Below are 5,203 nucleotides of genomic sequence, written 5' to 3' on the forward strand. Positions count from 1 at the left end.
CGGTGCAGTGACGCCCAGGCGCTGACATGCTCGGCGCTGTCACGCAGTGATCTGCCGGTTTCTTTGCTGATTTCTTTAGCCAGCCCGCGCCCGTCGATGTTCTTACTGATGTATTTGGCGATATAGCTGGTCGGCGTTCCCTTGCGCGGATTGATTAACTCGGACTTGAAGCGCGGCCCGGTATTGGTGCCCAGTTCCTCGCGGTCTTCACGGATGGCAAACTTACGCAGCAGTGCGGTGATGGAACGGCGGTCTTTTTTGCGCATGAAGCACAGAAGATGCCAGTGCACGGTGCCGTCATGGTGCGGCTCTGCAACGCGGACGCCGTACCAGCGCAACCCGGCCTTGTGCATGGCCTTGCGGAAAGCGGCGAACGTATCAACCAGGTAGTCACTGCTCTGCCGGACAGTGGCACTGGTCCACTTCGGATTAGGTCTGCCGTTGTTGAGGGTTGCGTGGAAGCGTGACGGGCAGGTGATGGTAAAAAACACCGCGCAGTCTCCGCGCATTTCCGCGATCAGTTCCAGCCCTTTAACACAGGCCATCATTTCATTACGGCGGTGTGCCGGGTTGCTGTTGCTGGCATTCACCACATCTTCCATGTCCAGCGTGTCACCGTCTTCGTTGACCAGCTCATGTGAGCGGAAGAACTCCAGCGATTTGCGGCGCTGCTCGCGTTTGTGGATCACGGCTTCATAGCTGACATACGGGGACGCTTTCTTGTTGACCAGGCAGACGGCTCGCAGCTGTTCCTCCCGCCACTCGCAGCGCATCTGCCACAATTTGCGATACCACCAGTCCGCGCACAGCATGCGCGCCAGCGACGGCGGGATAAGCTCATAAGGCACCGGCTTGCGGCGGCGCTTTTTGCGGCGCAACTTCTCAAAGGCAGGCGGGATGACCTCAAGGCGCATGGCTTCTGCAGCAACCCTTTCCCATGCCTTGCGGATCTCTTCTGGTTTAACATCTTCGGCAACAAACAGATCACTGCAGGCCGCATCAAGGCACATGCTCATATGTGCCGCAACCAGCGTGGACAGACGTTTGACCTGATCCTGACTCATTTCAGGCAGAATCAGCAGCCCCTCCAGTCCGTCATGGCTCGCCATAAACCGAAACGAGGCGGACATTTGGCTGTCCCGCACGCGTTCCAGCCGCTCAATACACGGTCTGATAGTTTCGCGCAGATAGCGGGAATACGCTTTCGGACGCCCTAGAGTATTGAAGTATTTAATCCGTTCCAGCAGAGGTTTGCTGATATGGGCAGGCGCGGCGCTTACATCGGCAATAATCACCAAATCAGGATTAACTCGCTGCTGTTCGCGGGCCATTTTGGCATGGCTAATCAGCCGATCCTGCTCCATTTCACGCTGGACAGGATCGTGGGATTCATTGAAGAAATAGCGTTCCCAAACCTTATCACTCAGCGCCTCACGGCGCAGATGCTCCTGCTCGTGATCCGCAGCGTACAGAGTGATGAAGTTTGAAAGCGCAGACTCCGGCGCAACTTCCGCCGGGTCCAGATACGGGTTAACCGCTTGTTTGGGCAAATTCCACGAATAAGGCCCGGCAACATTCTCAACGCTACCGGGATTTTCAGTTACAAATGTGGCGGCAAGACGGCCTGTACTGATTTCCGTCACTCGCAGACTCCCGCATAAACACTGCTACACACCGCCTTATCATTCATGCCTGCCAGCAGATCGAACTGCACACCGCCACGAGTGGTTAAGGCCCAGTCGCGATAAGACTCAATGCCATAAGCATCAACGGTAATGACTTCAATGCGTTTTTCAGCACGGCGCGGATCATGCGTGGACGGGAAGAATGTTGAATTGCCACGCCGTGAACATTCCGCAACCATCCTCTCCCATTCAGCCACACGGCGGATTTCTTCAGGCCAGCGCTGGAAAATTTCTGCAAGCTCAGACTTGCGGGCGTGAATACATGGCATACACCCGACACGGCTGCAGCCCTGCAGATAAAGTGGGTTAGGCTTAATACCATGGCGTCTGGCAAGAGCGAACACATCTTCATGCAGCCAGTTGAGGATCGGACGATAAACATGAAGGCCCGGTGTATCGTCTGCGTCTTCCTCCCACTCAGGCAGCAAAGCACGCTCTGGGGATTCCTGTCCCCTGACGCCCTGCCAGCTGATTACCTCGTCGTATTCATCCAGAGCCGGGACGATCACCTGCGTACGCACCGGCTCATGTTTCAGCTCAAAAGTACAAAAACGAACTTTTGTTGAAGGAAAACGGCCTTTCCACATGCACAAATCAAGAAACGGAATGCCGGTTGGTTTAAGGATTTCCAGTGCCCGATGGATACGCTCTGCAGCCTCATCCGGCGACATACCGCATTCCTGAACCAGAGAAACGGGCCACTTTTCCGCAATAAATTTACGTTTCCCTTCTATCTGGCGCGTGAAATCGGCTTTAACGCGGATAACCTTGCCCAGCTTTGATTCCAGATAATCCAGATATTCCATCGTCTGCGGGTGTTCATGGCCCGTATCAGCAAAGACAGAGATATGCGGAACATCGTTTTCAATGGCTCTTAGCCACTGTGCAAGACTATCTTTGCCACCTGAAATACTGATGGTATTGATGGTGCTGGCAGCGAAGCAGCGCGGATCGATGGCATTCATACGCGCACCTCAACGGCACGGTCCGGACCTCTGGCAAAATCAACACCGAACCAGCACACTGGCTTCGTGGCGATGATTTCGGCTGCAGATTTACCATCACCCGCAGCCACCCCCATGCTGCGCTTTGCGATGATACGGTGGCGGGTGAAATTACGATAAAGGGAGCGTGTCAGGGATGTGTCGCTATTGGACACGATAACCGGATGACCTTCTGATGACCGGCGCTCAAGAATAGACGCCAGATGATACTGGTCGTCCTCAGTGAAACCGGCAGTGTGATAACCGGTAAACGTTCCGTCATATGGCGGATCACAATAAACCACGTCACCCGTCTGCAACAGTGCCAGTGTCTCGTCATAGCTGGCGCAGATAAACGTTGCGCGTTTTGCTTTTTCTGCAAATGCACGTATTTCGTTTTCAGGGAAGTACGGTTTTTTATAATTACCGTAAGGGACATTAAAATAACCGTTCAAGTTATAGCGACACAGTCCGCGATAACCATAGCGATTTAAATATAAGAAATACAATGCACGTTCAATTGCGCCACCATGGCGCAAGTTAAACTCCTGTCTCGTCTTATAATATGCCTCTGGATCATTACGGGCTTCAAAAAGATATCTGCCCTCTTTGATGAAGTATTCAACATCATTCTTAATCACCTGATAGAGATTAATCAGGTCTGGATTAATATCCGCGACAAGATAATGAGGATAGTCTGTCGCCATCATCACAGCACAGGAACCCGCGAAAGGTTCAACCAGCCGCGAGCCAGCAGAAAGGTGCTTAATCAATTCCGGCATGATAGCGGTTTTATTTCCCGCCCATTTCAGGATAGTGGTCATATAGCTCCCCCTGAAATGACATAGGAGAGAGCCTCAAGCGGCGTTAATGAGCGAATAGAAAGAATTACCCATTGCCCTTCCACTGCCACAACTTCATTAATCGGCAAAGTGTGGGTAATAACAGCGGCCCATTCCCGACCAGTATATGAACCGTGTTTCCATTCGCAGAGAGAAAGGACATCACCAACTTTGTAGCCGCGATCATCTTTACGAAGCTCTGCCTTTTTGCTGCCAGCGACTACGGCATTAAAATACTTAGGTGCAATTTTTATCTGATGGATGCGCATAGTCATACTGCACCTCCGTTATAGTGTTTGCCTTTCAGCTCTGCGATTTCCTGACAGGTGACACAGCACTGCACGCCTGGAATGGCGCGACGGCGTGCTGGCGGGATCGGTGCATCGCAATCAATGCAGAGCACACGGGAAACGCCCGGCGTTCTGTTGCGGGCGGTGTGGATGTGGCGCTGACGTTCTTCTTCAACGCGCTGCTGTACAAGGTCCATTGAATCAGCCATCAGTGGATCTCCTGCGCTTCATTCTGAATGTTTTCAGCCGCAATACGCAGCAGCTCCGCCGCTTCAACGTGATTAAGCTGGCGTGACGTTATATGGCAAGCCAGGCTATCAAGACGGGCTGCCATTGCCGCGGCACGTGCACGGCGTTCTTCCATGCGTGCATCAGTCAGCATCTGATTAAGGCCAGCATCATCTGGTCCTGTTTTGGTGATTCGGGTTTCAATATTTCGCATTGTTGTTTCTCCTGAATTTGGGCAATAAGATGCCCGGCGGGTTTACGCCTTTAATTTCGATTGTGGATTAATTCGGCATGGCTAGCCGATTTGGAAATAAACTCACCACTGTACGGAAATGGTTCATTGCTTTAATCAGCTCCCGCTTTTCGTCAGTCGTCAGTTCACTAACATTGACGCTATGACGTTCCGCCGGAATCTTTGCCATAAAGAATATTGCGGCTAATGCGCGTTTATTCTGCTCATGGTTAATATCCCGTTGGTCCCGCATATCGCTAATAAAGCGCTCCAGTTCTGAATCAATATTTAAGCCAAACACTTTCGCCCTTAATTCCGCGATGTGGTTTAACCCATTAAGACGGAGGCCCGCGCTTAACGGAACAGTCGCAGCATCGCCTTCAATAGCCATGGTTTCCCCTGCTTTTTAGTGGACAGCTCAGCCAGCAACGCATCCTGAGAGCGGCACGGATGCCAGCGCTTGCCATCCTTCCCCATAATCCAGCCATGACCGCAGTGCATTGCAGGACTTTGCTTAACAAGCAGTGATGCAAAAGATGGTTCTTTAGTCAGCATAACCACCTCAGATCAGACCGAACGAAGCGCCGAGGCCCGTCACGGTATCTACTGCGCTTGCCATCGCCGGATTCGCCTGCAAACGCGCATGTAATGAAACTGCGGTGAGTGCCATCAGGCGCGTGACAGAGTTGATGCTGTTGATAACATCGCGGCGGCCCGCACTGGTTTTTACATCACCGGATACTGCGCCTGCAGCTACTCGCCCAATTTCCGCAGTTGCACTCATGACGTAATGCGGCAGGTTCTCTTTTGCCACTTCATTCAATGGCACACACGGCAGGCAATGGATTTGAGCCAGAAAACCGTCAACCAGCGTTGAGTCTTCTGTGATATCAGTCAGCAGCCAGATCTCCGGCGGCGTAAGTTGATGCGGTTGCTCCGGGTT

At 52.5% G+C, this 5,203-nt stretch carries 9 protein-coding genes; all 9 read right to left on the minus strand.

The window, feature by feature from the left end:
* A partial coding sequence (locus tag OGY10_RS01660; RefSeq protein ID WP_286576091.1) for a replication endonuclease occupies positions 1–1,550 on the minus strand: 1,550 nt, incomplete at its 3' end.
* An 89-nt stretch (positions 1,551–1,639) separates the two neighbouring features.
* The gene (locus tag OGY10_RS01665; protein ID WP_076009143.1) at positions 1,640–2,650 is read right to left on the minus strand and encodes a phosphoadenosine phosphosulfate reductase domain-containing protein; all 1,011 of its coding nucleotides are present in this window, start codon (positions 2,648–2,650) and stop codon (positions 1,640–1,642) included.
* Positions 2,647–3,492 carry a DNA adenine methylase gene (locus OGY10_RS01670; protein ID WP_286576088.1) on the minus strand — a complete coding sequence of 282 codons (846 nt, stop codon included), beginning with the start codon at positions 3,490–3,492 and terminating at the stop codon, positions 2,647–2,649. The genes OGY10_RS01665 and OGY10_RS01670 overlap by 4 nt, the downstream gene beginning before the upstream one ends.
* Positions 3,489–3,785 carry a DUF3850 domain-containing protein gene (locus OGY10_RS01675; protein WP_000178747.1) on the minus strand — a complete coding sequence of 99 codons (297 nt, stop codon included), beginning with the start codon at positions 3,783–3,785 and terminating at the stop codon, positions 3,489–3,491. Before OGY10_RS01675 ends, OGY10_RS01670 begins: the two co-directional genes overlap by 4 nt.
* Entirely contained in the window at positions 3,782–4,009 is a 228-nt protein-coding gene (locus OGY10_RS01680; protein ID WP_000785513.1) for a TraR/DksA family transcriptional regulator, read from the minus strand. Before OGY10_RS01680 ends, OGY10_RS01675 begins: the two co-directional genes overlap by 4 nt.
* Positions 4,009–4,242: a DUF2732 family protein gene (locus OGY10_RS01685; protein ID WP_001244238.1), complete on the minus strand. Its 234-nt coding sequence runs from the start codon at positions 4,240–4,242 to the stop codon at positions 4,009–4,011. The genes OGY10_RS01680 and OGY10_RS01685 overlap by 1 nt, the downstream gene beginning before the upstream one ends.
* Positions 4,243–4,309: 67 nt before the next feature.
* Complete coding sequence (locus OGY10_RS01690; protein ID WP_000963480.1) at positions 4,310–4,651, minus strand: DUF5347 family protein; 342 nt, start codon at positions 4,649–4,651, stop codon at positions 4,310–4,312.
* On the minus strand, positions 4,615–4,815 hold the full coding sequence (locus OGY10_RS01695) for a phage filamentation protein Fil family protein (RefSeq protein WP_000956168.1): 201 nt from the start codon (positions 4,813–4,815) through the stop codon (positions 4,615–4,617). The genes OGY10_RS01690 and OGY10_RS01695 overlap by 37 nt, the downstream gene beginning before the upstream one ends.
* A gap of 7 nt (positions 4,816–4,822) precedes the next feature.
* Positions 4,823–5,203: phage regulatory CII family protein (locus OGY10_RS01700; protein WP_286576089.1), on the minus strand; the 381-nt coding region annotated here is incomplete at its 5' end.

It is taken from the genome of Citrobacter sp. Cpo148 (assembly GCF_030332375.1).
In the GTDB taxonomy this organism is placed as follows: Bacteria; Pseudomonadota; Gammaproteobacteria; order Enterobacterales; family Enterobacteriaceae; genus Citrobacter; species Citrobacter portucalensis.

Bases quoted from the DNA above. Each gene is read 5' to 3' on its own strand.
- OGY10_RS01680 (WP_000785513.1), bottom strand. From the start codon at position 4,009: ATGGCTGATTCAATGGACCTTGTACAGCAGCGCGTTGAAGAAGAACGT.
- OGY10_RS01670 (WP_286576088.1), bottom strand. From the start codon at position 3,492: ATGACCACTATCCTGAAATGGGCGGGAAATAAAACCGCTATCATGCCG.
- OGY10_RS01690 (WP_000963480.1), bottom strand. From the start codon at position 4,651: ATGGCTATTGAAGGCGATGCTGCGACTGTTCCGTTAAGCGCGGGCCTC.
- OGY10_RS01685 (WP_001244238.1), bottom strand. From the start codon at position 4,242: ATGCGAAATATTGAAACCCGAATCACCAAAACAGGACCAGATGATGCT.
- OGY10_RS01675 (WP_000178747.1), bottom strand. From the start codon at position 3,785: ATGACTATGCGCATCCATCAGATAAAAATTGCACCTAAGTATTTTAAT.
- OGY10_RS01695 (WP_000956168.1), bottom strand. From the start codon at position 4,815: ATGCTGACTAAAGAACCATCTTTTGCATCACTGCTTGTTAAGCAAAGT.
- OGY10_RS01665 (WP_076009143.1), bottom strand. From the start codon at position 2,650: ATGAATGCCATCGATCCGCGCTGCTTCGCTGCCAGCACCATCAATACC.